This is a genomic window from Nocardia sp. NPDC056100, assembly GCF_042266325.1.
In the GTDB taxonomy this organism is placed as follows: domain Bacteria; phylum Actinomycetota; class Actinomycetes; order Mycobacteriales; family Mycobacteriaceae; genus Nocardia.
In genome coordinates this window covers 142,619-166,554 of the sequence record NZ_JBHJVY010000004.1, presented here as the reverse complement: position 1 = coordinate 166,554, position 23,936 = coordinate 142,619, and the positions used below count along the sequence as shown (strand labels likewise).

General features: G+C 67.2%; 26 protein-coding genes. 3 read left to right on the top strand and 23 right to left on the bottom strand.

What is annotated here, in order from left to right; translation table 11 throughout:
• Nucleotides 1-41: 41 nt before the first annotated feature.
• The 6 genes from ccsB to hemL all read right to left on the bottom strand — a co-directional run bounded on the left by ccsB (nucleotide 42) and on the right by hemL (nucleotide 6,828).
• Entirely contained in the window at nucleotides 42-1,031 is a 990-nt protein-coding gene (gene ccsB / locus ACFC0O_RS31405) for a c-type cytochrome biogenesis protein CcsB (protein ID WP_375964303.1), read from the bottom strand.
• Nucleotides 1,031-2,656 carry a cytochrome c biogenesis protein ResB gene (locus ACFC0O_RS31400; protein ID WP_375964301.1) on the bottom strand — a complete coding sequence of 542 codons (1,626 nt, stop codon included), beginning with the start codon at nucleotides 2,654-2,656 and terminating at the stop codon, nucleotides 1,031-1,033. Before ACFC0O_RS31400 ends, ccsB begins: the two co-directional genes overlap by 1 nt.
• Nucleotides 2,656-3,474, bottom strand: a complete 819-nt coding sequence (locus tag ACFC0O_RS31395; protein WP_364643005.1) for a cytochrome c biogenesis CcdA family protein — start codon at nucleotides 3,472-3,474, stop codon at nucleotides 2,656-2,658. The genes ACFC0O_RS31400 and ACFC0O_RS31395 overlap by 1 nt, the downstream gene beginning before the upstream one ends.
• A 2-nt stretch (nucleotides 3,475-3,476) precedes the next feature.
• Nucleotides 3,477-4,100 carry a TlpA disulfide reductase family protein gene (locus ACFC0O_RS31390; protein WP_364642919.1) on the bottom strand — a complete coding sequence of 208 codons (624 nt, stop codon included), beginning with the start codon at nucleotides 4,098-4,100 and terminating at the stop codon, nucleotides 3,477-3,479.
• Nucleotides 4,097-4,702, bottom strand: coding sequence for a histidine phosphatase family protein (locus tag ACFC0O_RS31385; protein ID WP_364643007.1), 606 nt, complete (start codon nucleotides 4,700-4,702; stop codon nucleotides 4,097-4,099). The genes ACFC0O_RS31390 and ACFC0O_RS31385 overlap by 4 nt, the downstream gene beginning before the upstream one ends.
• Nucleotides 4,703-5,490: 788 nt before the next feature.
• Complete coding sequence (gene hemL, locus ACFC0O_RS31380; RefSeq protein ID WP_375964299.1) at nucleotides 5,491-6,828, bottom strand: glutamate-1-semialdehyde 2,1-aminomutase; 1,338 nt, start codon at nucleotides 6,826-6,828, stop codon at nucleotides 5,491-5,493.
• Between the two features lie 342 nt (nucleotides 6,829-7,170).
• Here hemL and ACFC0O_RS31375 point away from each other — a divergent pair, with 342 nt between their 5' ends.
• Nucleotides 7,171-7,563 carry a hypothetical protein gene (locus tag ACFC0O_RS31375; protein WP_375964296.1) on the top strand — a complete coding sequence of 131 codons (393 nt, stop codon included), beginning with the start codon at nucleotides 7,171-7,173 and terminating at the stop codon, nucleotides 7,561-7,563.
• Nucleotides 7,564-7,763: 200 nt separating this feature from the next.
• On the opposite strand, the gene ACFC0O_RS31370 is transcribed toward ACFC0O_RS31375, so the two are convergent.
• From ACFC0O_RS31370 to hemB, 4 genes are all read right to left on the bottom strand, one after another.
• The gene (locus tag ACFC0O_RS31370) at nucleotides 7,764-8,024 is read right to left on the bottom strand and encodes a hypothetical protein (protein ID WP_375964293.1); all 261 of its coding nucleotides are present in this window, start codon (nucleotides 8,022-8,024) and stop codon (nucleotides 7,764-7,766) included.
• Complete coding sequence (locus ACFC0O_RS31365; protein ID WP_375964290.1) at nucleotides 8,024-8,575, bottom strand: hypothetical protein; 552 nt, start codon at nucleotides 8,573-8,575, stop codon at nucleotides 8,024-8,026. Before ACFC0O_RS31365 ends, ACFC0O_RS31370 begins: the two co-directional genes overlap by 1 nt.
• 307 nt (nucleotides 8,576-8,882) lie before the next feature.
• Nucleotides 8,883-9,386, bottom strand: a complete 504-nt coding sequence (locus ACFC0O_RS31360; protein ID WP_375964288.1) for a hypothetical protein — start codon at nucleotides 9,384-9,386, stop codon at nucleotides 8,883-8,885.
• Nucleotides 9,387-9,411: 25 nt separating this feature from the next.
• A complete protein-coding gene (gene hemB / locus ACFC0O_RS31355; RefSeq protein ID WP_375964285.1) occupies nucleotides 9,412-10,389 on the bottom strand; it encodes a porphobilinogen synthase in 978 nt (325 codons plus the stop codon).
• Between the two features lie 204 nt (nucleotides 10,390-10,593).
• On the opposite strand from hemB, the gene ACFC0O_RS31350 reads away from it, so the two are divergent.
• Nucleotides 10,594-10,899 carry a hypothetical protein gene (locus ACFC0O_RS31350; protein ID WP_375964282.1) on the top strand — a complete coding sequence of 102 codons (306 nt, stop codon included), beginning with the start codon at nucleotides 10,594-10,596 and terminating at the stop codon, nucleotides 10,897-10,899.
• Nucleotides 10,900-11,006: 107 nt separating this feature from the next.
• On the opposite strand, the gene ACFC0O_RS31345 is transcribed toward ACFC0O_RS31350, so the two are convergent.
• The 6 genes from ACFC0O_RS31345 to ACFC0O_RS31320 all read right to left on the bottom strand — a co-directional run bounded on the left by ACFC0O_RS31345 (nucleotide 11,007) and on the right by ACFC0O_RS31320 (nucleotide 16,851).
• Nucleotides 11,007-11,258, bottom strand: a complete 252-nt coding sequence (locus tag ACFC0O_RS31345) for a hypothetical protein (protein ID WP_375964279.1) — start codon at nucleotides 11,256-11,258, stop codon at nucleotides 11,007-11,009.
• Between the two features lie 209 nt (nucleotides 11,259-11,467).
• Nucleotides 11,468-13,030 carry a bifunctional uroporphyrinogen-III C-methyltransferase/uroporphyrinogen-III synthase gene (locus ACFC0O_RS31340; protein WP_364642936.1) on the bottom strand — a complete coding sequence of 521 codons (1,563 nt, stop codon included), beginning with the start codon at nucleotides 13,028-13,030 and terminating at the stop codon, nucleotides 11,468-11,470.
• Nucleotides 13,027-14,100, bottom strand: coding sequence for a hydroxymethylbilane synthase (gene hemC, locus ACFC0O_RS31335; protein ID WP_375964275.1), 1,074 nt, complete (start codon nucleotides 14,098-14,100; stop codon nucleotides 13,027-13,029). The genes ACFC0O_RS31340 and hemC overlap by 4 nt, the downstream gene beginning before the upstream one ends.
• Nucleotides 14,097-15,485: a glutamyl-tRNA reductase gene (locus tag ACFC0O_RS31330; RefSeq protein ID WP_375964273.1), complete on the bottom strand. Its 1,389-nt coding sequence runs from the start codon at nucleotides 15,483-15,485 to the stop codon at nucleotides 14,097-14,099. Before ACFC0O_RS31330 ends, hemC begins: the two co-directional genes overlap by 4 nt.
• Nucleotides 15,482-16,249 (bottom strand): redox-sensing transcriptional repressor Rex, encoded by a 768-nt coding sequence (locus ACFC0O_RS31325; RefSeq protein ID WP_364642942.1) that lies wholly within the window; start codon nucleotides 16,247-16,249, stop codon nucleotides 15,482-15,484. Before ACFC0O_RS31325 ends, ACFC0O_RS31330 begins: the two co-directional genes overlap by 4 nt.
• A 341-nt stretch (nucleotides 16,250-16,590) precedes the next feature.
• A complete protein-coding gene (locus ACFC0O_RS31320) occupies nucleotides 16,591-16,851 on the bottom strand; it encodes a glutaredoxin family protein (RefSeq protein ID WP_375964270.1) in 261 nt (86 codons plus the stop codon).
• Between the two features lie 98 nt (nucleotides 16,852-16,949).
• On the opposite strand from ACFC0O_RS31320, the gene ACFC0O_RS31315 reads away from it, so the two are divergent.
• The gene (locus tag ACFC0O_RS31315; RefSeq protein ID WP_375964267.1) at nucleotides 16,950-17,987 is read left to right on the top strand and encodes an HAD family hydrolase; all 1,038 of its coding nucleotides are present in this window, start codon (nucleotides 16,950-16,952) and stop codon (nucleotides 17,985-17,987) included.
• A gap of 82 nt (nucleotides 17,988-18,069) precedes the next feature.
• On the opposite strand, the gene ACFC0O_RS31310 is transcribed toward ACFC0O_RS31315, so the two are convergent.
• The 7 genes from ACFC0O_RS31310 to ACFC0O_RS31280 all read right to left on the bottom strand — a co-directional run bounded on the left by ACFC0O_RS31310 (nucleotide 18,070) and on the right by ACFC0O_RS31280 (nucleotide 23,927).
• Nucleotides 18,070-19,083 carry a lysophospholipid acyltransferase family protein gene (locus ACFC0O_RS31310; RefSeq protein ID WP_375964265.1) on the bottom strand — a complete coding sequence of 338 codons (1,014 nt, stop codon included), beginning with the start codon at nucleotides 19,081-19,083 and terminating at the stop codon, nucleotides 18,070-18,072.
• Nucleotides 19,080-20,111: an NAD-dependent epimerase/dehydratase family protein gene (locus ACFC0O_RS31305; protein ID WP_364643011.1), complete on the bottom strand. Its 1,032-nt coding sequence runs from the start codon at nucleotides 20,109-20,111 to the stop codon at nucleotides 19,080-19,082. Before ACFC0O_RS31305 ends, ACFC0O_RS31310 begins: the two co-directional genes overlap by 4 nt.
• Before the next feature lie 216 nt (nucleotides 20,112-20,327).
• On the bottom strand, nucleotides 20,328-20,429 hold the full coding sequence (locus tag ACFC0O_RS31300) for a 30S ribosomal protein bS22 (protein WP_003402602.1): 102 nt from the start codon (nucleotides 20,427-20,429) through the stop codon (nucleotides 20,328-20,330).
• Between the two features lie 226 nt (nucleotides 20,430-20,655).
• Complete coding sequence (locus ACFC0O_RS31295; protein ID WP_375964263.1) at nucleotides 20,656-20,904, bottom strand: helix-turn-helix domain-containing protein; 249 nt, start codon at nucleotides 20,902-20,904, stop codon at nucleotides 20,656-20,658.
• Nucleotides 20,905-21,082: 178 nt separating this feature from the next.
• Nucleotides 21,083-21,904 (bottom strand): pyrroline-5-carboxylate reductase, encoded by an 822-nt coding sequence (gene proC, locus ACFC0O_RS31290; protein ID WP_375964260.1) that lies wholly within the window; start codon nucleotides 21,902-21,904, stop codon nucleotides 21,083-21,085.
• A gap of 73 nt (nucleotides 21,905-21,977) precedes the next feature.
• Nucleotides 21,978-22,874 carry a thioesterase family protein gene (locus ACFC0O_RS31285; protein ID WP_375964257.1) on the bottom strand — a complete coding sequence of 299 codons (897 nt, stop codon included), beginning with the start codon at nucleotides 22,872-22,874 and terminating at the stop codon, nucleotides 21,978-21,980.
• 108 nt (nucleotides 22,875-22,982) lie between these two features.
• Nucleotides 22,983-23,927, bottom strand: coding sequence for a sugar phosphate isomerase/epimerase family protein (locus tag ACFC0O_RS31280; protein WP_375964255.1), 945 nt, complete (start codon nucleotides 23,925-23,927; stop codon nucleotides 22,983-22,985).
• Between the last annotated feature and the right edge of the window lie 9 nt (nucleotides 23,928-23,936).

Below are 23,936 nucleotides of genomic sequence, written 5' to 3'. Positions count from 1 at the left end.
TGTTCGGCGACACTGCGATCGGCCACCGGGGCCGAAAGGTATTAGTTCAAGCCCGCATACGAATGCAGACCGCTCACCACGATATTGATGATGAAGAGGTTGAAAAGCATCGCCACGAAACCCGCGATATTGATCCACGCGGCCTTCGTATCCCGCCAGCCGGAGGTGGCGCGGGCATGCAAATAGGCGGCGTACAGGACCCAGGCGATGAAGGAGCAGGTTTCCTTCGGATCCCAGCCCCAGAAGCGGCCCCAGGCGGCTTCGGCCCAAATCGCGCCGAGGATTACGCCGGTGCCGAAAATGGGGAAGCCGATGATGGTGGTGCGGTAGGCGAGCCGGTCCAGCAGCTGGGCGTCGGGGAGGCGGCGGGCCAGCTGGCCGAGCAGGTTGTCGGATTCGAGGCCCGCGGGCTGCCACATGCGGAACAGGAACAGCAGACTCGCCACACCCGACACCAGGAAGACACCGCTGCCGATGGAGACGACGGTGACGTGGATGGGCAGCCAGTAGGACTTCAGGGCCGGAACCACGGGGGCCGCGTCGACATGCAGTTTGGTGCCCGCCAGGAACAGCAGCACCAGCACCGGCACCAGCAGGAACGCCCACATGGCGCGGTAGCGCTGATCACGCAGCAGCACCAGGCCCAGCAAAATCGCGGCGGCACAGGCCATGCTGATGAACTCGAACATATTGCCGAGCGGGAAACGGTGAGTCGCGAAGCCGCGCAGCACAATCGATACCGCGTGCGCGCCGAAGCCGACGAACAGCACCGCGAAAGCCATATTGCCCAGGCGTTCCGGGAACGGGCGCTTGGCGCGCTCGGTCGGCACCACGCGGCCGGGCACGTCCGGGGCGGGTTCGCCAGCCTTGTCCGAGCCGCCGCCCGCGGTGACCAGTTCCCGCGCGGTGGTGGGCACGCTGCGGGTGATGGCGAACTGCCACACCAGCATGATCCAGACCAGCGCGTAGATCACGATGGCCGATTTGAAGGCGAGATCGCTGTAGGAGGCGATGTTCTCGTCGATCGGCATTACTTGTCTCCCGTGTTCTCGGTCAGCAGCCGCTCACGCAGTCGGTCGAATTCGCCGCCCCAACCGGCCTGGTCGGTGCGGGCCAATCCACCCATTTCTACTACGGTACGTCGTACTCCATCGGCCTCGGCGCCGGGGTACACCCGCAACCAGATGCGCCGCCGCTTCACCAGCAGCGACACCAGCAGACCCGCCATCATGGTGAGCGCGCAGATCAGCACCCACTGCTGCGCCGGATCATGCGACACCTGCAGATTCACGAATTCCTTGGCGCCGTCGAAGGTCACCTTGGTGCCGTCGGACAGCGTCGAGGTGTCACCGGGCTTCAAATTCACCCGCTGCTCCTTGACCAGCCGCCCCTGCTTGATCATCTCCGGATCCAGCGAGAACAGCGACTGCGCGCGACCGGTATCCAGGCCCGTATCGCCCTGATAGATATCGACAGCGACCATCGAATCCCGCATTGCCGGATACATCGAGGTCAGCAGCGAACCGTGCAGCAGCGCGGTCGGCGCGAACAAACCCTGGATCGCGACCTGATGCTTACGCCGCTCATCCTCGCTCGGATACATACCGCCCGGCGGATCGATGCGCAGCACACCCGAGGACAGGAATGTGGTCGCGTCATCCGGCTTCCACTGAATCGTCTCGGTGCGGGTCTTGCCATTCGGGAACGTCACCGTGAACGTCGGCGCGAAACCGTGGCCCTGCAAATAAACCCGGTCCCCCGCGACCCGCAGCGGATGATTCACCTGAATGCTGGTGTCCCGCCAGGTCCCCGACTCCAGATCCGCACCCGACTGATACTGGATATTCGAGGAGAACATGGCGGCCTGCCCGTTCTCCAGATAGTCGGCCTTGAAGTCCTTGACCCGCACACACATCGGCGACAAACCGGTGCCGTCGTTCACATTGCCCGCGCGGAACGAATCGAATACCGCCGGGGACGTGGTGCAGAAACCCGGGCCGTCATCGGCGATGACCACCACATTGCCCTCGTACCCGAACAATTTGCCGATGGCGATCGCGGCCAGCAGACCCACCAGCGCCAAATGGAAAACCAGATTGCCCGCCTCGCGGGTGTAGCCCTTCTCCGCCGAGAGCGTGATCTCACCCTCGCGCGTGCCCGGCTGCACCACGGTGCGCCAGCCGCGCAATTCCTTACGCGCCCGCTCGATCACCGCATCCGGCGTGGCGGCATCGGAACCGCTGAAGTTGTGCGGCAACCGCGACAGATTGCGCGGCGCTTTCACCGGCGGCGTGCGCAATGCCCGATAGTGATCGAGCACGCGCGGCAGAATGCAGCCCACCAGCGAAACGAAAAGCAGCACATAGACGGCCGTGAACCACGCGCTGGAGAACACGTCGAACAATTGCAGGCGATCCATCCACGGACCCAGCGTCGCCCGGTCCGCGATGTACTGATCGACCTTCTGCTTGTTCAGACTGCGCTGCGGCAGCAGTGCGCCCGGAATCGCGGCCAGCGCCAGCAGGAACAGCAGCATGAGCGCGGTGCGCATACTGGTCAAACCGCGCCAGGTATTGCGCAGCACGGCGAAAGCCTTGCGCGGCAACGACTGTCGCGGCGGGCGGGCGGGGGCGGGGGTTTCGACGGTGGCAGTCATCAGATCGGCAGGGTCACATTCGAGACGAAGGCGTCGCGGATCCAGGAGATGAACTGGTCCCACGCCCCGGTCACCAGGGCGATGCCGACGACAACCAGCAGGATGCCGCCGATCACCTGAATGGTGCGGGAATTACGGCGCAACCAGCCGACACCGCGCAACGCGGTCGCCGAACCGAACGCCAGGATCACGAAGGGCAGGCCCAGGCCCAGGCAGTAGGCCACGATGAGGGCGACACCGCGCGCGGCGGTGGTGCCCTCGGTGCCCGCGGACACCGCCATCACACCCGACAGCGTGGGGCCCAGGCACGGCGTCCAGCCGAGCGCGAACACCGCGCCCAGCAGCGGTGCGCCGATCAGGCCGCTCAGGCGGCGCGGTTCCATGCGGGTATCGCGCTGCAATGCCGGAATCAAGCCGATGAAGGCGAGGCCCATCAGAATCGTGACGCCGCCGCCGATGCGTTGCAGCAGTTCACGATTCACGTTCAAGGCTTGAATGGTGCCGAAGACGGTGGCCGAGGCCAGCACGAAAACGACGGTGAAGCCGAGTACGAACAATCCGGCCGCGCCCGCCACTCGCATACGACCGCGATTGCGTTCGGCGACCGCGGTGCGCTGCGCGGATTCCACCGTCACCGGCGGCGCTTCCGCACCGACCACACCCGCGAGATAGGAGAGGTAGCCGGGCACCAGCGGCACCACGCACGGCGACGCGAACGACACCAGGCCCGCCAGCACGCACGCGCCGAGCGCGAGCAGCAGCGGGCCGGTGGCGGCGGTCTGCTGGAACGAATCACCCACGCTGGCAAGGACTGTCACGCTCACTGCTGACCTTCCTTGGCCAGCTTGTCCACCGTCGGCTGCAGATCCGAGGCGAGCAGCGAACGCAGGAACACCGCGGCGACACGGTGATCGCGGTCCAGCACGATCGTGGTCGGAATGACGCTGGTCGGGAATTTGCCGCCCAGCGCGAGCAGACTCCGCATCGACGGGTCATAGATCGACGGGTAGCCGACCTTGTTGTCGGTGACGAAATCCTGCGCCTTGTCCTGCTGGTTATCGCGCACGTTGATACCCAGGAAGGCCACGCCCTTGTCCCGGGTGGCCTCGTAAACCTGTTCCAGCGCAGGCGCTTCCGCGCGACACGGGCCACACCACTGACCCCACAGATTGATGACGACGACCTTGCCGGGGAAGTCGTCCACCGAGGTGGTCTTCCCCGCCGTCATCAAATCCGGGCCGGACAGCTTGCCGATGGTGCCACGCGATTCCGGCGGATCGTAGAAGATATCGGTCTTACCGCCGGGCGAGACGAAATCGAAGGTCCCGCCCTGCGCCACCGCGTCCTTGCCCGCGGTCGAGCAACCGGCGAGCACCGCCACCAGGGACAGGCTCGCCAGCAGGATCGACACGATACGACCGGGCCGGGACGCGGACCGGCTCATGCCCCCGTCACCTTGGGATCCGAGGCGCCCGCGGGTTCGCTGTAGACGATATCGATCAGCGTATCGCCCTGGTACACAAGCGAAGTCATCGACGCGAGCGAGCACTGCCGGTTACGCGGGTCATGCCACAGGCGCTGGCCCTGCAGGAAACGGCGCAGCGTCCACACCGGCAGCTGATGCGAGACCAGCACGGCCTCGCGGCCCGCCGCCTCGACCCGGGCCTTGTTCACCGCGGCCAGCATGCGATGCGCGATCTGCAGATACGGCTCACCCCAGGACGGGGTGAACGGATCGCGCATCTTCCACCAGTGCCGGGGCTTGCGCAGTGCGCCGTCACTCATCGACACCCGCAGGCCCTCGAAGGTATTGCCCGCCTCGATCAGATTGTCATCGGTACGAATGATCACACCGTGATGTGCCGCAATGGGTTCCGCGGTCTCCTGCGCGCGCTGCAGCGGCGACGCCACCACCAGCGCGATATCGTGATCGGCCAGCGAACGCGCCACGGCCTGCGCCTGCGCCCGCCCCGTCACCGACAACTGGAATCCGGGCAGGCGGCCGTACAGAATCCCCTTGGGATTGTGCACCTCACCGTGCCGCATCACGTGCACGATGGTCTCGACATCGTCGGCCACATCACCGGGCAGCACGAAACCGCTTGCGGCGAGCGCGCTTTCACCGGCCTCGACTGCGGTCGAAGTCTCCGTCACGCCCGAGGACTCGGTCACGGCATCATCCGCATCGGTATGCGCATCGGCAGCGGACGGTTCATCCGCCGCCACCTCGACGACAGCGGCGAAACCGGTGGCGGCCGTATCAAGACCGGCCGAAACCACATCGGCCTTGGCAGGCTCACCGATCGACACCGCGTCGGCGAAGAAATCCACCGCGGCGGCACCCGCGTCGGCCCGATCGGCGTCCTCCACCGCGGCGGCGACGGCAGCGGCGGACCGGCTCGCATCGGCGGCCGACGCGGCATTCCACTCGGCGACGATCGCGGCGAGATCGGCGGGCGACGCCTCCTGCTCCGCGCTCACCGCTTCACCCGCGACATCGGGATTTTCGTCGACCACATCAACGGCCTCGGTCTCGGCAGCGGACGCGACCGGCGACTCGGCATCGGGCTTCGGAGCGGCAGTCTTCTTCCTGCGCGGCGCCTTCTTCGATTTGGCGGCGGCAGGCGCGGCGTTCCCGGCCGCAGCAGCCTCAGCCACAGGTGCTGTGGATTCGGCTGCGGGGGTTGCGGATTCGGCCGGGGAGACCGCGATGTTCTCGCCGGTTTCGGCGAGTTCGTCTTCGGCCTGGCGGATGGAGTCCAGCAGGCGGGAGGCCTCGGCGGGGGTGAGGGGGACGGGGGCCGGGGCGGGTAGACCGGTCTCGGGCTGGGAGGTCACGCGGCGGATCCTTCGGGGGTGGCGGCGGCCGCGGCACGCGCGGCGGCGGGGAGGGCGGCGGCGATGCGATCGAATGCGTCCTCGTCGAGTGCCGCGGAGACGAACCAGGCCTCGAAGGCGCTCGGGGGCGCGTACACGCCCGCCGCGAGCAGGGCATGGAAGAAGGCGGGGAAACGCCAGGTCTCGGCCGCCTTGGCGGCGGCATAGTCGGTGACCGGGGTGTCGGCGAAGAACACGCTCACCATATTGCCTGCGAATTGCACCTGATGCCGGACGCCTTCGGCCGCGAGCGCATCACCCAGCAGCGTGCCGAGCCGCTTCGAATTGCGATCCAGCGCGGCATAAACCTCGGCATCGGCGGCGCGCAGCGTGGCCAGACCCGCCGCCACCGCGACCGGATTACCCGACAGCGTGCCCGCCTGATAGACCGGGCCGAGCGGGGCCAGATGATTCATGATCTCGGCGCGACCACCGAAAGCCGCCGCGGGCAGGCCGCCGCTCATCACCTTGCCGAAGGTGTAGAGGTCGCCCGCCACACCCTCGAGTCCGTACCAACCGGCCGCGCTCACCCGGAATCCGGTCATGACCTCATCCATGATGAGCAGCGCGCCATTGTCCTGCGTGAGCTTGCGCAGCCCCGCGTTGAAACCGGGCAGCGGTGCGACCGCGCCCATATTGCCCGCGGCGGCCTCGGTGATCACGCACGCGATCTGCCCGGGATTGGCGGCGAACGCCGCGGCCACGGCCTCGAGATCGTTGTACGGCAGCACGATGGTGTCGGCCGCCTGCGCACCGGTGACGCCCGGCGAGGTCGGCAGGCCCAGCGTCGCGACGCCCGATCCGGCGTCGGCGAGCAGCGCGTCCACATGCCCGTGATAGCAACCGCTGAACTTGATGATCTTGGAGCGTCCGGTGAAACCGCGCGCCAGCCGGACCGCGCTCATGGTGGCCTCGGTACCGGAGTTCACCAGCCGCACCCGCTCGACGGGTTCCACCCGCGCCGCGATGGCCTCGGCCAGCAGAATCTCCGCCTCGGTCGGCGCACCGAACGACAGCCCGCCGACGGCGGCGCGCTGCACGGCCTCGACGACCTCGGGGTGCGCGTGCCCGAGGATCATCGGACCCCACGAACACACCAGGTCGATGTAGTCGTTGCCGTCGGCATCGGTCAGCGTGTAGCCGCTCGCGGATGCGATGAACCGCGGCGTCCCGCCCACCGAATTGAAGGCCCGCACCGGCGAATTCACGCCACCCGGAATGACCGCCGCGGCGCGTTCGAAAAGCTGGGCTGAGACCGGCACCGACGCCTGGCTCACACGCGGAGAAGAACTCACGTCCCCCAGTCTCTCAGCCGTCGCATCCCCGTCGACGACAGGGTGTAGGAGAGTGCGCTGTCCCACAGCCCAACCCGACATCCTCGCATCCCGCGCTGCCCTCCGCATCCGCAAGAAGCTCAGCCCCAGCGCACCCGACCCCCGAGCCCGCGCACCACACCGCGGCGCAACGCAATAGCCGGAGACCTCGCACCGCTCTCGACGCGCCGGTGCGGCTGGCGGGGATGCGGTGGCATCGAGGCAACACGCCGGAATGGTTCGGGGACAACATCGATCGCTGGATAGTTGCTGGTGCGTAATCTCACGATCCAGGTATCAGACATCGAGAGAGGGCTGAACTGTATGCGGGTGGCGCGTGTCGGTGCGGGAGTACTGGTGGCAGCGGGAGTTTCGGCGGGGGTGCTGACGTGCGCCGGAACGGCGGCCGCCGGGACGCCGATCATGCAGCCCGATCAAGGACGGATCGGGCTCGCGCTCTCCCACGATGAGACCGCCGGGCTGGCCGGTGGCCCGGTGCCCGCGGTGGTGAGCATGTTCGTACCGCTGAGCCGAATGGGTGCGGGGCTCAAGCCGGATACCACGATCTACAAGGACGACACCGGCGGCGTGCACGCCTCACTGCGGCAGGTGGTGTCCGAAGCCGCCGACCATCCCGACGGCTCCGTCGTCATCTATGTCAATGCCCCCGGATCGCGCGGCGGGCGAGTGCTGGATGTTTACCAGAACTGGGGCTGAACACTTTTCGGCTGTCGTAGCGGCGGTGGGCTGAGCCAGCCGCCGCTACGACAGCGGAATGCCCAGGCACAGGGCGGCGAAGCCCGTGCTGAGCAGGCAGTTCAATTGGACCGGCAGTAGGTCTTGCCAGGAGAACGCGGGTGTAGGCATCAGCGTCATGGCTTCCATTCTCCGCCCGCACTCCCCCGGAACACCGGCAATCAGTGCTCTTCGCGCACCTGCGCGCGGCGTGTCGGCTGCAGCGCCCGCGCCACCAGATCGATGCCGACGAGTCCGGCGATGATCACCAGCGCCGCCGCTCCGGCCAGCCACGGACCCGAATACCGGGTCGCGGAGAAACCGGGCACATCCCCCGACGGTTTGAACCACGTGGTGTGAATGCCATTGCGCCAGCACCACACCGCCGCGGCGGCGAGCACCGCGGCGACCACGAATTCGGCGAGCACGGCGAGCCACCGCATCACCGCGCCTCCTTCTCCTCGTCGCCCTCGGCCGGTCCGGCGTCGGCCACCGCGCTCTCGGCCGCGGGTGCCGCGGTTCCGTCGAGCGCCGCCACCGCCGCGGTCAATTCCGCGCGCAGCGTGTGGTGATCGCGCGCCCACGCCTGCACCAGACTGCCGTCGCGCAGTTTCAGTCCGATGCCCTTGCGCCGCCGCGGCACCCCGGTGAGTTCCCCGAGTGCGCGCGCCGACTCCCAGTCCTCATCATCCCAGGACTCTTCATCGATCTCGGGCAACACTTCGGCAATGTTGCGCAGCGGCAGCGTTTCGGTGCCCTCGCGCAGCGTGTCGGGGGTGAGTTCGACGCTGATATGCCGTTTTCCGGCGATCACCTGCAACCAGACGAAACCGGCCAGCAGCAGCCCGCAGAAGATCAATCCGAACCAGTGCGCCTCGCCGCCGCGAATGACCTCCAGCGCCAGCACGATTCCACACAGCACGGGACCGTAGGCAATGGTGCGATAGCGCGCACCGGGCTCGGAGAACAGCACGTTCGCGACGGGGTCACTCATAGGTAGAACCTAGCCGGACCGCGCGAAACGGACGAACGGCACACTGCGAGCGGTGTGCTCAGGCCAGCAGGCTGGGAATCAGCAGCACGGCGAGGGTGAGCAGTCCGAACAGGAAAAGCAGACTCAACCCCAGCACATCGCGCCGAAGGCTGTGTGGTTGCTGAATAACCACTCGCATCGTTGCCTCCGCCTCTCCGGAGCCGAACGCACCATGGCACAACGCATGACGAGCGACTTCCGGTTCCCGAACTCTCTGTGACAGCCCTCACCATACCCGGTAGTACGCCGGTAACAAACTCCGCAGTACTCACCGCGGTCCGGGCCGGAAGTACGGCTCCGATTCGATTCGGTAGCAAAGGAATACGGCCCCGCCCGCCAGCACCGCCTGCACGATCGAAGCACCGCCCGCGATCACGCCCGCGGTCCCGGTCTGGGTGTTCACCCCGAACATCACCAGCACCGCGCCCAGGATCAGGAACAACCCGTATCCGGTGAGAATCGCTCGCGCCCAATTCTTTCCGCGCCACAGCTGGAAGACCACGGCCGTGCCCGCACCCGTGAGCACCAGCCACAGCAGCGTGATCAGCACCAGACCCACCAGCACCTGCACCTGCGCGGCCGCCAGCGTCACCGGCTGGCGCGAACCCTGCTCCTGCTCGAACAGCTTCTGCGCCAACTCACCTCGCTGCCCCAACTGCGCGAGCAGCACCGCGATCGCCTGCACCACGCCGACCGCCAGCGCGGCGCACCAGAGTTGAGCGGAGGTGCGCACATCCTCGGGCACCGGGCGCGCGCCGGTCGGGGGGATCATCGGATTCACCGTGGGCAGAGCCTGTTCAGACAAGCCAGTGCGCGGCTTCGGTGGCCCAGTAGGTCAGCACCATATCCGCCCCCGCGCGCCGAATACCCAACAGCGACTCCAGAATCGCGGCCCGCCGATCGATCCAGCCGTTCTGCGCGGCCGCGGTGATCATCGCGTACTCGCCGGAGATCTGGTACGCCGCCACCGGCACCGTGGAACGGTCGGCGACATCGCGCAGGATGTCCAGATACGACATGGCGGGCTTCACCATGACGATGTCCGCGCCCTCCATGAGATCGAGCTCCAGTTCGCGGATGGCCTCGCGCCGGTTCGCCGGATCCTGCTGATAGGTGCGGCGATCGCCCTCCAGCGAGGAACCCACCGCCTCCCGGAACGGACCGTAGAACGCCGAGGCGTACTTGGCGGCGTAGGCCAGGATCGCGGTATCGGTGTGCCCGGCGGCGTCCAGACCCTCGCGGATCGCGCCGACCTGACCGTCCATCATGCCGCTGGTGCCGAGCAGATCCGCACCGGTCTCGGCCTGCGCGATGGCCATATCCACGTAGCGGCGCAGCGTGGCGTCATTGTCGACGCCGCCGTCCTTGCCGATGACGCCGCAGTGGCCGTGATCGGTGAATTCGTCCAGGCAGGTGTCGGCCATGACGACCGTGGATCCGCCGACCTCGTGCACGAGTGCGCGCAGTCCGCGATTGAGAATGCCCTCGGGATCGCTGGCCTGCGATCCGTCCGCGTCCTTGTCCTCGGGGCGCGGCACCCCGAACAGCATGAGCCCGCCCACCCCGGCGGCGACGGCCTCGACCGCGGCCTTGCGCAGCGAATCCATCGAATGCTGGTAGACGCCCGGCATGGAGGAGATCTCACGCGGTTCGTCGAGCCCGTCGGCGACGAACATGGGGAGCACCAATTGCCGTGGCTGCAGGGTGGTTTCGGCCACGAGGCGACGTAGAGCTGGGGTACGGCGCAACCGCCGTGGGCGGTCCATTCCGGTCATACGGCGATGATATGCCCGTCCCGTATACCCGTCGCGAGTGGCCCGCACCGCGTCGCGGACGGCCCGGAAAGCATTGTGAGCAGCAGACTTTGTCGGTGGTCGCGAGTAGAATCGAAGATGTGTTCGAAGAGATCGCGGCGGGATTTCTCGCCTCGAACTCTGATCGCGACGGGAGGATTGGTCGTGCTTGCAGCCGTACCCAACATGTCCAGCAAGACAAACATGTCCGATGAGGCAGCGGTACCCAAGAAGGGGGACGTGATCGATCACACCTGGCGGCCGCTGTTCAAACAGCCGCTGCCCGCGGGCCGGCCGCGCTCGTGGTACATCCAGCACAATCGGCGGCTCAAGGCCATGCGCCTGGCCATCGCGCTATTGGATTCCGGCGCCTTCAGCGCCGATATCGCCACCAACGACAAGATCCGCGAAACCGCGGAAACCGTTGGCGTGCACTGGCCTTCGGATGCGACCTGCCGCATGGTGCGCCGCATGATGCAGGCCCAGCGCTGATTTCGGGGTGAAAAGAACAGGCCCTCTCGTCGTCACGACGAGAGGGCCTGCCGGACCCCGGATTTTCGCGGACCGGGCAGCGATTCCGCACCGGGCCGATCAACGCGTCAGATGCACACGATCGGGAAACCCATCGGGTCACCCGGAATGCGCGAGGAACCGCTCGTCAGGCACTTGGCCAGCAGTGCGGAACCGGAGGCGGAGCCGCTGCCGAAGAACGGGTCGAGCGGCCCGGCCACATCCTGCGCCGGTTCCAGGGGCAGGCCCGACGGCGCGGCGAGCGCGGCACCCGTTCCGGCCGCGAGCAGACCGCTCGAAAGGGCAACCGCGGCAACCGTGTTCACAATCATTCGCTTCACGAAAACGCATCCTTTTTGTCTGTTTCGAACCCGATGCTGAACGTTAGCGGGAGGACGCGAAGGTGAAATGCCGATACTTTCTTGGGCAGTGGATTCCACGTCCCGCGAACGGGCCCGCGAACAGACCGCACGGAAATGACCGAGCCCCGCATCGGTGGATGCGGGGCTCGGTTCCGAGACTGCGAACGCTTCGGCGACTGCCGAATTCGCTAGCGGCTGCGGCGGCTCTTCTTGCGCGGCGGCGGCAGCAGACCCTCGGCGCGCAGATGCGCGGCATGCTCGGCGAGCGCCTCGACCAGCGGGCCGACCTGGGCGATCTCCGGCTGCACGTCCACGCGCAGGCCGAATTCGATTGCCGTCTCGGCGGTCTTGGGGCCGATGCAGGCCACGATGGTGCGCGCGTGCGGCTTACCGGCGATACCGACCAGATTGCGGACGGTGGAGGACGAGGTGAACAGCACCGCGTCGAACCCGCCGGTCTTGATCATCTCGCGGGTCTCCGCCGGCGGCGGGGAAGCGCGCACGGTGCGGTACGCGGTGACGTCGTCGATCTCCCAGCCGCGGTCGCGCAAACCCTCGGCGAGCGTCTCGGTGGCGATATCCGCGCGCGGCAGCAGCACCCGGTTCACCGGGTCGAAAACGTCGTCGTAGGGCGGGAAATCGGCCAGCAGGCCCTCGGAGGACTGCTCCCCGCTCGGGATCAGCTCCGGGTTGATGCCGAACGAGCGCACCTTCTCCGCGGTGGCCTCGCCGACACAGGCGATCTTCACACCGGAGAAAGCCCGTGCGTCCAAACCGAATTCGCCGAACTTCTCCCACACCGCGCGCACCGCGTTGGTGGAGGTGAAGACCACCCACTGGTAGCGGCCGTCGACCAGACCCTTGACCGCGCGCTCCATCTGCGCCGGACTGCGTGGCGGCTCGACCGCGATGGTCGGAACCTCCATCGGGATCGCGCCGTGCATGACGAGCTTCTCGCTCATCTCGCCCGCCTGCTCCTTGGTGCGCGGGACGAGCACGGTCCAGCCGTACAGCGCCCGCGACTCCCACCAGGAGGTCTTGGCGCGCTTCTCGACCTCTTTGCCGACCGTGACGACCAGCGGGCCGACCATTTCCGAGGCCGCGTTGTTCAGTGTGGCCAGGGTGGCGTCGATGGTGCGCTGCTGCCGGGTGGTGCCGCGCACGGTCACCGCCACCGGGGTCTGCGGGGCCATACCGTGTTCCACCAGCGCGCTGGCGGTCTCGGCCAGATGCCCGGAGGTGGCGTGCAGCACCAGCGGGCCGGGTGCGGCCGCGACGGCCGCCCAGTCCACCTCACCGCGCACATCCACCTCGGTGTGGCTGGAGCCCAATTCGATGCCCGCGTACGCGGGCACCGTGGTTCCGGCCGACAGACCCGGCAGCACCTCGAACATCAGGTGCGAGCGGGTGACGGCGTTGACCTCCTGGATCACCGAATCGGTGGTCAGCGGATCGCCGGACACCAGGCGCACCACGTCGAAACCGTTGCGGGCCTCGGCGATCAGCGTCTTGGCGACCTCGGCGGCATCACCCAGCGCCGGGCGCACATCGACGGGCAGCTGCCCGTCGGGGCCCGGTTCGCCCGCGATGCCGATCAGGGCGAGCACGCCCTTGTCGACATCGGGATCGGTGAATGCAAGCTCGGCCCGGGCGAGCACCTCGCGGGCACGCACGGTGAGCAGCGCAGGATCACCGGGCCCGGATCCAACGAAAAGGATCCGACCCGGGTGCTTCTTCGTCGCTCGGCTCATCGAATGTTCTCCATTGGGCTGGGATTGCTGCTGCTGTCGTCGGATTGCTCGGCCACCGGTGTGCTGTCCCCGGGGTCACTGAGCAGGTCGCGCGCCCCCAGCTCCAAGAGCTCACGCGCCAGTGCACGGCCCAGTTCCGCGGCGTCCGCGAGCGAGCCGACCACAGAGGCCCGGATGGTGTCCGAGCCATCGATCGCCGCCACACATCCGCGCAGCGACAGTTCATCCACCACCCGGCCGTCATCGTCGAGGGATTCGACGACCTCGGCCAGCGCGCCGATCGGGGCGGTGCAACCCGCCTCCAGTTCGGCCAGCAGCGCCCGCTCCGCGGTGATGGCGGCACGGGTGCCGGCATCGTCGAGGGCGGACAGGATGGTCACGAGTTCGGTGTCCTCGCTGCGGCATTCGACAGCGAGCGCGCCCTGCGCGGGAGCGGGCAGCATCTGCACCGGCTCCAGCGATTCGGTCACGACATCGAGCCGGTTGATGCGGGCCAGCCCGGCCCGGGCCACCACGACGGCATCGAGTTCACCATTGGCGACTTTGGAGATTCTGGTGTCGAGATTGCCGCGCAGCGGCACGATCTCGACCCCGAGGCCCAGCGCCAGCAGCTGCGAGGCGCGGCGCGGCGCGGAGGTGCCGATCTTCGAACCGGCGGGCAGCTCGCCCAGCACCAGGCCGTCGCGCGCCACCAGGGCGTCGCGCGGATCCTGGCGCGGCGGAATGGCCGCGATATCGAAGCGCGGATCCTGCGCGGTCGGCAGATCCTTGTACGAGTGCACCGCGATATCGACTGTGCCCAAGGCCAATTCGTCACGCAGCGCGGCGGTGAAGACACCGACACCGATGGTCTGCACCGGCGCGGAGGACTGATCCCCGGCGGTCTTGACGATCACCAGTTCGGCCTGCTGCCCGGCCGCGACGAGCGCGTCGCGCACATGCCCGGCCTGGGTCAGGGCCAGCAGCGAGCCTCGGGTTCCGATGCGCCACGGCGCGTCCACGGTTCCACGCAATGTGTCCGGCACGGCTTCCCGCCCTGTCTGTGTGTCCTGCACCATCGCTCCGGTCATGCGGTCAGCCCCTGTTCGTCCCCCGAGTGGGCGGCGGTGAAATCATCGGCCAGCGCCCCGGCGGGGGTGGCGATCTCCATCGGAGCCGCAACCGCCTGCGCCGCACCGGGTTTGAGTTCGAACAGCTCCCGCAGCGCCTCGGCGTAACTGTCGCCGCCGGGTGTGGAAGCCAGCTGCTTGACCCGCACCGTCGGCGCGTGCAGCAGTTTGTCGACAACGCGGCGCACGGTGCGCGCCACTTCCTCGCGATGTGCGGCGTCGAGCCCGGGTAGTCGCGAATCCAGGCGCAATAGCTCGCCCTCGACCACATCGGCGGCCATCTGCCGCAGCGCGGCCACGGTCGGGGTGACCTCGGCCATGCGCTGTCCGGCAAGGTATTTGGTGAGTTCGGCGGCCACGATGGCGCGTGCGGCGGCGGTGTCGTCGGCGGCAGCACCTGCCGACGGATCGCGCTGCAGCGTCTCGATATCGATGACGGTGACGCCGGGCAATCCGGCGACCGCATGGTCCACATCGCGCGGCAGGCCCAGATCGCAGATGACCAGCTGCTCGCTCGCGCCCGGGGCCGAAAGCGCCAGGTGCACATCGGCGATGGTCATCACGGTGCCCACCGCGCCGGTACAGGTGACCACCACTTCGGCGGCCGCCATCGCGTCCACGAGCCGGTCCATATCCATTGCCTCGGCGGCGACGCCGTGCATGGTGGTGGCCGTATTGGCAAGGCGCTCAGCACGTTCCAGCGTCCGGTTCACCACGATGATGCGCGCGACCCCGGCCCGGGCCAGCTGCGCCACCGCGAGTCCGCCCATGGCGCCCGCACCGAGCACCAGCGCGGTGCGACCCTCCAGCGGGCCCAGCACCAGCCGCGCCCGGTCCAGCGCCACCGAGACCACCGACGCGCCCGCGCGATCGATCCCGGTCTCCGAATGCACCCGCTTGCCGACCCGCAGCGAATGCTGCGCCAGCTCGTGCAGGGTGCGCCCGGCGGCCTGCTGGGAATCGGAGGCCGCGTAGGCGGCGCGAATCTGGCTGAGCACCTGCTGCTCGCCCACCACCATCGAATCCAGTCCGGAGGCCACCGCGAACAGGTGTTCGGCGGCGGCCTCGGCGTAGCGGACGTAGGCGTGCTTGGTGAGTTCGGGCAGTGGCAGCCCGGAATGCTTGGTCAGCAATTCGCTGATCTCGCCGAGCGCGGGGTGGAAGGCGTCGACCACGGCGTAGATCTCGACGCGATTGCAGGTGGAGACGATCATGGCTTCGGAGACGTGGCTGGAGGCCAGCATCAACTCGGTCAGCTTGGGTCGATCGTGCTCGGTGATCGCGATCTTCTCGAGCACCGCCACCGGCGCGCTGCGATGTGAGATCCCGACGAGAAGCACACTCATGGCTGGACCACCGCTCCCTTGCTGGTTGCCTCCGGCGTGTAGATCACGCCCACCGAATCGCCCACCGCGGCTACCGGCTCCCGTTCGGCCTCCGCATTGCGGGCCAGCTCGAAGGAGAGCAGCTGCATCTCCACCGCGAGATCAACCCGCCGCACCTCTACGTGCGGCGGCGCGTCCAATGCGACGGGCGAAAAGCTCAGAATGCACAACACCCCGGCGGCGACCAGCAGGTCGCATACGCCCTGCGCGGCGGCGTCCGGGGTGGTGATGACCGCTATGGTCGGCTCCAGTTCGGCCACCGCACCGGTCAATTCGGCCACATCGCGCACCGGTAATCCGCACACCTGGGTGCCGATCACCGCGGGATCGTTGTCGAACAGCCCGACCATGGCGAAACCGCGCCGCCGGAAACCGCCGTAGCCGACCAGCGCCCGGCCCAGATGACCCGCGCCGACCAGCACCACCCGATGACCCTCGGAGAGCCCGAGCACGTCTTCGATGCGGTCGCGCAGCTTGATCACGTCGTACCCGACACCGCGTACGCCGTTGGGTCCGAGGAAGGAAAGATCCTTGCGCAATTTGGCGGAACCGACACCCGCCGCGACAGCCAGTTCCTCACTCGATACGATGGCAACAGCATCGTCGGCGAGTACGGCGAGCACCCGCAGATAAGTGGCGAGACGCGCCACTGTGGCCTGCGGGATGTCCTTCTGCAGAGCCCTGCCGGAGACACCACTCGGTGGCGTCTCATGCTGCTCTGTCACGTCGCTTGCGCTCCTCGTCCGGCCGGGGGTGAGTGTCCGGGTTCTTTTGTCGACCCGACGCCGGTGACCGTCAACGGGGCGGTCATAACAGACGAGGTCGAGTCAGGGGTTCGGGGTCGCTTCCGCTGAAGGCGGGGTTGCGTGCCACCACCGTAACCGCTTGTGAAGCCCTGCACAAAGTCGGTGAATTCAGTCACTTTGCGGGGGGCCTCCTGCCCCGGGATCATTCAACCCCGCGAAACGGGAACCCGCCATGCAACGCGCCGGGAATCGAACACTCGAACGCCCGGTTACGGGGTGGCGTCGGGACCGGTGGGGACCGAACCGGACGACCCGCTGTTTCAGCGCGCCAGATCGGCGCGTAAGCGCGGCTCGTCCACATCGAAATAGCTGTGCTCACGGCCGTTGAGCAGCACCACCGGCAGCCGATCGCCGTATTCCGCGCGCAGGCCCGGATCGGTGGCCGCAGCCTCGTCCACATCCACCAGCGCGATCTCGACACCGAAATCGGCGCAGATGGGCCGCAATTGCTCCAGCGCGACCGAGCACAGACCGCAGCCATTGCGGGTCAACAGGGTCACCGAATGCGTGGAAACGCTCATGCTGAACATTCAACACCCGTCATGTTGTTCGCCGTCTACGTTGTGGTCACCGGTGGGCGTTACTGTGGACTTGTTCGCGCTAACAGGCGGAGGTACTGGTGCCGGAACGATCGAAAGAGGCCGGAACGGGTTCGAAGGACTCGCGGTCGGGATTGATCGCGGGCCGATTCGGGGAATTCCCGGCCCGCTGGGGACAGGGTCTACAGGACCAGTTCACCAGAATCACCCGCAGCCCATTCGGTCCCAGCGAGGAAGAGGTCCGCGCCAATCTGGCCGGTGAGGCCAGCGCCGATGCCGCGCTCGCGCTGCACGACGCCGAATTGGCCCTCTACGACGAGCCGCGTCCCGCGATCCCGCGCGACCTGACCGCGGCCGCGTTCTTCGATGTGGACAACACCATGGTGCAGGGCGCGTCCATCGTGCACTTCGCCCGCGGGCTGGCCGCCCGCAAATACTTCAAGACCTCCGACCTGGTCGATATCGCCTGGAAACAGGTGAAATTCCGGGTCACCGGCAAAGAGAACAGCGCCGATATGAGCAGCGGTAAGGAGCGCGCGCTGGAGTTCATCGCCGGCCGCCCCACCGCCGAACTCGCCGCGCTCGGCGAGGAGATCTACGACGAGATCATCGCCGACAAGATCTGGCCCGGCACCCGCGCACTCGCCCAGATGCACCTGGACGCCGGTCAGCAGGTGTGGCTGGTGACGGCGACGCCGGTGGAGTTGGCGCAGGTCATCGCGAAGCGACTAGGACTCACCGGTGCGCTCGGCACCGTGGCCGAGAGCCACGACGGGGTGTTCACCGGCCGTCTGGTCGGGGACATCCTGCACGGGCTGGGCAAGGCGCACGCGGTGCGCACGCTCGCCATCCGGGAGGGATTGAACCTCAAACGCTGTACGGCCTACTCCGACAGCCACAATGACGTTCCCATGCTCTCGCTGGTCGGCACCGCGGTGGCGATCAATCCGGACGCGGACCTCCGCGAGGTCGCGAAGAACCGCGGCTGGGAGATTCGCGATTTCCGCACCGGGCGCAAGGCCGCCAAGGTCGGCGTGCCCACCGCGCTGGCGCTCGGCGCGGCCGGTGGCGCGGCCGCCGCGGTGATCTCCCGCAAACGCGAGGCGAAGGCCAGCTGAGCGAAAACAGCGGCGCAGCAACGACAATCGGCCCGGTCCAGGTGGACGGGGCCGATTCGTTTGTCGCCGCCGTGCGAAATCGCTATCCGGTGAACGGATTACGGCGCTTGGTCAGATTCTTGTACAGCGTGCCCTGAATGGTTTCGCGCACCTGATCGGTGATCTCGAACATGGTCATCGGATCATCGGCGTCCGAGGGCTCGTATTCGCTCGTCGGAATCGGCTCACCGAATTCGATGTACCACTTCGACGGGAACGGAATCGCGCCCAGCGGGCCCAGATGCGGGAAGGTCGGCGTCACCGGGAAATACGGGATGCCGAGCAGGCGCGCGAGCGGCTTCAGATCGGCGATCTTCGGGTAGATCTCCTCCGAACCAACGATCGAGCACGGAATGATCGGCACGCCGGTGCGCACCGCTGCCGCGACGAAACCGCCACGGCCGAAACGCTGCAACTTGTACCGGTCGCCGAACGGCTTGCCGATGCCCTTGTAGCCCTCCGGGAATACTCCCGCGACTTCGCCCGCGCGCAAAAGCCTTTCGGCGTCCGCGGGGCAGGCCAGGGTATGCCCGGCCTTGCGCGCCATACCGCCGACGATCGGCAATTCGAAAATCAGATCCGCGGCCAGCAGCCGCAGCGCGCGCTGTTTGGGATGCTTGTCGTGCACCGCCAGTTGCAGCATCATGCCGTCGATCGGGAAGGTGCCCGCGTGATTGGCGACGATCAGCGCGCCGCCCGCCTCCGGAATATTCTCGATCCCACTGACTTCCACCCGGAACCACAGTTCCGCGAGCGGACGCAGCAGCGGCAGGATCACCGTCTCCAAAAGGTGCTCGTCCAAACCGAATTCGTCGACCTGATAGTCACCGGTCAAACGGCGGCGCGCGAAATCGGCGGTGCGGCCGACCCCCTCGGCCACCGCCCCCCGAATCGTCTCGCTCAATGATTTGGGCTGGCGCGCTTCGGTTTCGGCGAGCCGATCGGTCAGCGAGGTGACCGGTTTGAGGGCCGGTTCCCCCGGCCAGACGCGCGACGGACGATGCCGCGCCTCGATATCCACGTCGTGAAGTCGAATCACCTTCGCTACATCACTCATTGGTGTGCTCCCGTCCCGGCCCCGAGCAGGCCGAGAAGTTTGTTCTCTGCGGCGTCGATCCAGCGAGGATCGATCACGGGCCGCAACGCTGCGCCCCCTATGAAGTCGTCGAAAGCCTGCACCGTTGTCCAGCGCGGTTCGAAACCGAGTTCGCTGCGCATCCTGGTGGTGTCCAGGCCACAGCCGAAATGGAAATAGTCGATTTGCTCTGCGGTGAACTCCCGCATGACCGGACCCATCAGGGTGCGGCCGATGGTGCGAAACATGCTGTAGGGCACCGGCATTTCGATGCGGCCCGCCCGGCGAATCGCCTGCGACAGAGCCATCGCACCATCACCCGCGACATTGAAGGTGCCGCCGGGAGCCTCGAGCGCGGCATGGGTGAGCGAGGCGATCGCGTCCTCCTCATGCAGCAGTTGCATGCGCGGATCCCGCCCCAGAATGGTGGGCGTCACCGGCGAACGGAAATACTGCACACCGCGATTCGCCAACTGCGGTCCCACGATCGGCGGGAAACGCAATATCGCGGTGCAGATATCGGGACGGCGCCGCGCCAAACCGCGCACGAATCCCTCCACCTCGACCATATCCCGCGCGAACCAGCCGCGCGGTGGCGTGCGCGCGCTCATTTCCTCGGTGAATTTCACCGGATCCTTTGCGCTGCACCCGTAAACGGCGGACGAGGACCGCACCACCACGCGGCGCACGCCGGCTGCCTTGCGGCACACCGCGAACAACTGCATGGCGCCCAGCACATTCATATCCTTCATCGCCGCCCGGCCCCCACCGGCCGGCGGGCGCGACAGTGCTGCGGGATGCACCACCGTGTCCACCTGATTTCCGTCGATCACCTTGCGTATCAACGGATTTCGAATATCGGCGCGCACGAATTCGGCCCGGCCCATGCGGCGCAGCAACTCCCGGCTCGGCTGTTTGGCGTCGACCGCGATAATGCGTTCGATGGCAGGGTCGGCCGCCAACCTGGCCACCACATTGCCGCCGAAGAACCGGCTGGCGCCGGTCACCATTACGATCTTGGGCGCCGAACCGTCCCGGGTGCCCGCACCTGTCGCACCGGATCCCACTCGCAAGCCCCCATTTCTAGTTTTCCCGCGCTCCAAGGGTAACCGCGCGACCAGGGCTCTCCGAAGGGTATTAACCAGGATCTAACGATGAGTTCTGTCACCGTAAAAAAAGCGGAAGCCCGCCACCTGAGGTGACGGGCTCCAGCTACGACGTAGCGCTTACTTGCCGAGTTTCCTGCGCTGCACGCGCGTACGACGAAGCAGCTTGCGGTGCTTCTTCTTCGACATGCGCTTACGGCGCTTCTTGATCACAGAACCCATAGGGTTGTTCCTCGCGTTCTCTCGGGTCACCCCCACCTTCGCGGGGAGCACACTTTCAACCCTGTACAAGTCCTACCCGTAACGGGCCGACATGGACCCGACGGCACCACCGGCACGTACAGGATGCCGGTTCATGTTACCGGGCCACCGACGAGCGAACGAAACGGGTGGGTGCGGAGAACCGCACCGCCCGCTCGTTCCGCTCTACGCCACCACTAGCGCGGGTTCACCCCGCGTCGAAGTAGGACGTCTCCAGGTAGTCGTGCACCGCTTTCGCGTGCACCCGGAAAGATCGGCCGACCCGCACCGCGGGCAGCTCTCCGGAGTGCACCAATCGGTACACGGTCATTTTCGATACCCGCATCAGACTCGCCACCTCGGCGACGGTGAGGAACTGCGTTCCTCCGCCGAGAATGTTTCCGCTGGCTGCGCTGACTGGGGTGTTCGCGGACCTCGCTTGGCTGTTTCCAGACATCATTGCGCCACTGACCTCCGGCACGTCCGCGCCGCCGGCTTCCCCACCGGCGGAACAGACACGCACGTGCTCCTTGAAGCTTAGCGGGACCAGTGGGATTGCTGCGACGGGTGTGAGAAATCAGCCTTTGCTGTGGCGAGTCGGGGCCCGGCAGCAAACGAGCTACTGGGAAGTAAGCCTAATCAGCACTCGCACCGAGTTCGGCGGAACGGCGTTTCGCGGCATTGAGCGCCTCGTGGAAGGCCGAACGCACCGAAGCCCGCTCCAACTCCCGCAAACCCGCGGCGGTGGTCCCGGCGGGCGAGGTGACGGCCGCGCGCAACTCCACCGCACTCTGCTCGGACTCCTCCAGCAGCGCGGCCGAGCCGAGCATGGTCTGCACCACCAGCTGGGTCGCCACATCGCGGGTCAGGCCCAGGCCCACCGAGGCGTCGATCATGGCCTCGACGATCAGGAAGAAGTACGCCGGACCCGAACCCGAGACCGCGGTCACCGCGTCCATCTGCGCCTCGGAGACCGTCACCACCTTGCCGACCGACTCCAGCACCTCGGTGACCAGCGCCAGCTGCTCCTTGCGGGCGTAGCGGCCCGGCGCGATGGCGCTCATGCCCTGGCCCACCAGCATCGGGGTATTGGCCATCACCCGCACCACCGGGAAACCGGCGGGCAGTTTGGCCTCGTACTTGATGGTCGGCACGCCCGCGGCCAGCGAAACGATCACCGGCTCGGTCACCGACTCACCCAGTTCGGCCTTGGCCAGCTCGGTGACCACGCCGTCCACATCCTGCGGCTTCACGGCGATCACGATCAGATCGGCGCCGACGGCGGCCTCGGCCACCACATCGGTAACCCGGATTCCGAAACGCTGCGCCAGCAACTCCGCGCGCGCCGGAACCGACTCGACCACCACCAGATCCTTGCTCGCCCGCCCGGATTCGAGGAGCCCGGCCAGCAGCGCCTCCCCGATCCGGCCTCCGCCGATCACCGCAACTCTTGTCATGGAAATCAAGGCTAATGCGTGCGGCATCGCATTCGAAACCGCGGGGTTCGAGCATTACAGCGGATGAATTCCGCTATCGCGATTGTGGAATCAAGGCCAATTGGCGACTTTGGGCGATGATCGCGCCGGTGGAGTCGATCACGAGTTGATCCTCGTCGAACATGCGGCCGCCGACTTCGCGGGCGCTCGCGATGACGCGCAACCAGCCCGGCACCGGGCGGCGGCGTAGGTAGGTGGTGATCTGAACCGTTGGGGCCCAGCCGAAATGGCCGAGGTTCATGGGAACCGGCGGGGACATGTCGGCGGCCATCAGGGCGAAGAACGCGGCGACGTCCGGATCCTGCTCATCGCCCTCGAAGGGTCGAATCCACAGGCGCAGACGGGGTTCGGCGGTTTCGCCGGAGAGGAAGCGCGCCCACTCGGTGTCGATGGCGACCGAAGAGCCTTGTGCCACATGGACAAGCTTGCCCATCGGGTTCTCGTCGTCGTAGCTCAGGGCCGAGTCACCGGGTTCGGCGGGCATGTCCTGCGCGTGGTCGGCGGAGTAGACCGGGGCCGCGTCATCGTCGAGGTGGCTGAATGTGAAGGCCGTGTGCACGAGGGTGCGGCCGTTCTGGATCAGGCTCGCGTCGATGAGGCAGATCTGGCGGCCGATCTTGCGGGTGCGGACCTCGTATTCGACCGCGCCCGGATCGGGTGCGCCGAGGAAATCGGAGCTGGCGGCGATGGGGAACATCTCGGCGCGCTCGGGGGCGGTGCGGCGCAGCCATTCGGTGGCGGCCGCGGCGCTGCCCGCGACCATGGTGCCGCCGTGCAGCTTCTTGCCGATGGTCCAGATCGATTCGATGACACCGGCGTAGCGGCCGATACCCGGATCGTCCGAGGGGAGTTCGGTCACCGCGCAGACGCGGCTGAAGGGCGCGTCGGCGCGGGTCGCCGGTTCCAGATCGACGGTCAACTCCGTTGTCATCCGCTAGTCCTCTCCACTGTCGGTTTGTACAGCGTACAAGCGACCGACCGGCTAACTCACCGTCCCGTGGCGGGAATCACTGGCGGGTCCGGAGCGCACCGGGCCGGATCAGCCGCGACTGACGCCGGTGGGCTCGGGCCGCGGCGCGAGCGCGGCTTCCGGGGTCGGCGCGATGCCGTTCAGATGCCTACGCGCGAAAACCAGCGCGCGGTTCAACATGGCGGCGCGATCCATGGTGGTGCGGGCCATCTGGGTATTGACCTCGATCACCGCCTGACCCTCGAAACCGTTGGCCAGCACCAGTTCACAGAGTTCGGCCACCGGCTGGGTGCCCTCGCCGGGGATCAGGTGCTCGTCGGTGGCCGCGCCGCGGCCGTCGGCCAGATGCAGATGGGTCAGGCCCCGGCCCATGCGATCGGCCAGCAGCAGCGGATCCATTCCGGCCGTCGCGGTGTGCGAACTGTCCAGCGTGTAATGCCGGAAACCGGTATCGGTCGGATCGTAGGACGGGCTGAAGGTGGTGATGGACGGTCCGGGACCGCCGCGCCGCTCCAGCCGTTTGATCGAGGTGTCACCGCGCCCGAAGAGGGTGTCCACCCGCATCGGGAACATGTTCTCCACCGCCACCGCGACCGGACTGGAGTTCTCCAGCTCGGCCACCTGCGCGGCGAAACCCTCGGCGTAGCGGCGCTGCCAGCGGAACGGCGGATGCACCACCACGGTGGCCGCGCCCAGCGCCTCGGCGGTGTGCACGCTGCGGGTGAGCTTCGCGATCGGGTCCGACCCCCAGACCCGTTGCGAGATCAGCAGACACGGTGCGTGCACCGCCAGCACCGGAATGTCGTATTTGTGCGAGAACGATTGGACGGTGGAGATGCTCTGGCTGGCCGGTTCCGCCCACACCATCAATTCCACACCGTCGTAACCGAGTTCGGCCGCGTACCGGAAGGCCGCCTCGGTGTTCTCCGGATAGACCGAGGCGCTGGAAAGTCCGATCCGGACTTCCCTTCGCCCCGCTCGATTGTCGTTCGCCCCCTGCGCGTTATGCCCCACTGCCCGCTC